Origin of the sequence: Streptacidiphilus melanogenes, assembly GCF_000787835.1 — a bacterium.
GTDB lineage: Bacteria > Actinomycetota > Actinomycetes > Streptomycetales > Streptomycetaceae > Streptacidiphilus > Streptacidiphilus melanogenes.
The window spans coordinates 1-2612 of the sequence record NZ_BBPP01000105.1 but is presented as its reverse complement, the minus strand read 5'-3'; the positions used below and the strand labels follow the sequence as shown (position 1 = coordinate 2612).

The window sequence follows — 2612 nt, the reverse complement described above, 5'->3', positions numbered from 1 at the left end:
AGGGCGGGCCGTCGTCGCCGGACGCGATCGGTTCGTCATGAGCATGGCGGCGCACACCCTATAGCGGGTGTGCGCCGCTTTCGCGCCTATACGCACCTTCTCGCCTCCGCGAGCCGGGCCGCCCTCACGATGGTCCCCAAAACGATGTAAGAGTCGGACGGCGGAACGCTCTCTCCCGGTGACCCCGGATTCGCCACCCCCGGGGCCCGGCCGGCTGACGAGGAGGGCGAGAGCCATGGGAAGTCTGGAACCGAACGCTGCGGTCGAGTGGCTCGCCGCGGCGGCTCCCGACCCGGAGGCGTGTCGGTGGGACTGGGAGCGCAGCGCCATGGGCATCGCGCTGCTCCCCGCCGGACGGCTCTGGGACGTCCTGGTCGTGCCCGGCGATCTGGGCCGACTCACCGCGGACGTCCTGTTGCGCCTCGACAACGACCCCGGGCCGGTCCTCGTCGACTTCGGCGACTACCGATTCGGCTTCTTCGTGCCCCCTGGAACCGCCGCGCGGTGGGTCGGCACCGGCATCCGCACCTCAGGGCCCGGCGCCTGGCTCGCCGTCCCCCACCCCTCCCGCGCCGGACGCGGCCTGCGCTGGCTCGTGCCGCCGGACGGCACCGGCCTGCTCAACGACCCGGTCCTGCTGGAGCTCGCCATGCACGAGGCAGCCGCACTGCTGACCGCAGGACTCGGCGGCGAAGTGGGGGAGACCGAGTACCGGACGGGGTACGAGGGGGAGGGAAGCGACCCGCGCGACGGCCAGGCGCCCAGTGAGCCGGACGAGGTGTAAGGCAGAACCTGAATCACCCGACAGGCTGATGATTGAGGGCGCTCCGCGGCCGAAACAGAATGGGAGGAGAGCGCGGCACCGCACAGCATCCCGCACCCTTCTTGCACCGCTGGAAGCCCATTCCGCGTGCCCCGCCTGGACTCGGAGGCAGACGTTGAGCAAGCACATCACCCACTGGATCGCCGGCGAGGCCGTCCCCACGGCCGGAGCCGCCCCGCGTCGCGGTGACATCTACGACCCGGCGACCGGCAAGGTCTCCGGCCAGGTGGACTTCGCCACCATCAGCGAGATCGACGCGGCCGTATCCGCCGCCGTCACGGCCTTCGCCGACTGGCGCAACGCCTCGCTGGCCAAGCGGACGCAGGTGCTGTTCAAGTTCCGCGAGCTGCTCAACAGCCGCAAGGACGAACTGGCGTCGATCATCGTGTCCGAGCACGGCAAGGTGCACTCGGACGCGCTGGGCGAGATCGCCCGCGGCCTCGAGGTCGTCGAGTACGCCTGCGGCATCCCGCAGCTCCTCAAGGGCGGCTTCACCGAGCAGGCCTCCACCGGCATCGACGTCTACTCGATCCGCCAGCCGCTGGGCCCCGTCGCGATCATCTCGCCGTTCAACTTCCCGGCGATGGTCCCGATGTGGTTCTTCCCGATCGCCATCGCGGCCGGCAACAGCGTCGTGCTGAAGCCGTCCGAGAAGGACCCGTCCGCGGCCAACTTCCTGGCCGAGCTGTGGGCCGAGGCCGGTCTCCCGGCGGGCGTCTTCAACGTCGTCCACGGCGACAAGGTCGCGGTCGACCGCCTGCTGGAGCACCCGGACATCAAGTCCGTCTCGTTCGTGGGCTCGACCCCGATCGCCCGCTACGTCTACGAGACCGGCACGCGCTACGGCAAGCGCGTGCAGGCCCTCGGCGGCGCCAAGAACCACATGCTGGTCCTGCCGGACTCCGACCTCGACCTGGCCGCCGACGCCGCGATCAACGCCGGCTTCGGCGCGGCGGGCGAGCGCTGCATGGCCATCTCGGTCCTCGTCGCCGTCGAGCCGATCGCGGACGAGCTGATCGAGAAGATCAAGCAGCGTATGGCCACCCTGACGGTCGGCCCCGGCTGCAACGGCGACTCCGACATGGGTCCGCTCGTCACCGGCGTCCACCGCGACAAGGTCGTCTCCTACCTGGACTCGGGCGTCGCCGACGGCGCAGAGCTCGTCGTCGACGGCCGGAAGCACCCGATCGCGGGCGAGGACAGCGTCGACGGCTTCTGGCTCGGCCCGACCCTCTTCGACAACGTGAAGCCCGGCATGTCCGTCTACAACGACGAGATCTTCGGCCCGGTGCTGTCCGTCGTCCGGGTGAACTCCTACGACGAGGGCCTGGCGCTCATCAACGCCAACCCCTACGGCAACGGCACCGCGATCTTCACCAACGACGGCGGCGCGGCCCGGCGCTTCCAGAACGAGGTCGAGGTCGGCATGGTCGGCATCAACGTGCCGATCCCGGTCCCGGTCGCCTACTACTCCTTCGGCGGCTGGAAGGCCTCCCTCTTCGGCGACACGCACGCCTACGGCGCCGACGGCGTCCAGTTCTTCACCCGCGGCAAGGCCGTGACCCAGCGCTGGCTCGACCCGAGCCACGGCGGCATCAACCTGGGCTTCCCGACCAACTCCTGACCTGCGGGTACGGGATCCCACGGGGCCCGGCAGCCGATTTGACTCGGCCTGCCGGGCCCCGTAACGTTCTCCGAGTTGCCCCGCTGAACGTCCCGCAAACGGACGGGAAATGGGATGACAAAACCACTGGAAATCGGAGCTGAAAAACTCTGATAGAGTGGAACA

General features: G+C 69.6%; 2 protein-coding genes. Both read left to right on the top strand.

What is annotated here, in order from left to right; translation table 11 throughout:
• The first annotated feature begins 235 nt into the window (after positions 1-235).
• Positions 236-784, top strand: coding sequence for a hypothetical protein (locus tag TR49_RS39490; RefSeq protein ID WP_042391340.1), 549 nt, complete (start codon positions 236-238; stop codon positions 782-784).
• A 154-nt stretch (positions 785-938) separates the two neighbouring features.
• Complete coding sequence (locus tag TR49_RS39485; RefSeq protein WP_042391337.1) at positions 939-2447, top strand: CoA-acylating methylmalonate-semialdehyde dehydrogenase; 1509 nt, start codon at positions 939-941, stop codon at positions 2445-2447.
• Positions 2448-2612: the final 165 nt, after the last annotated feature.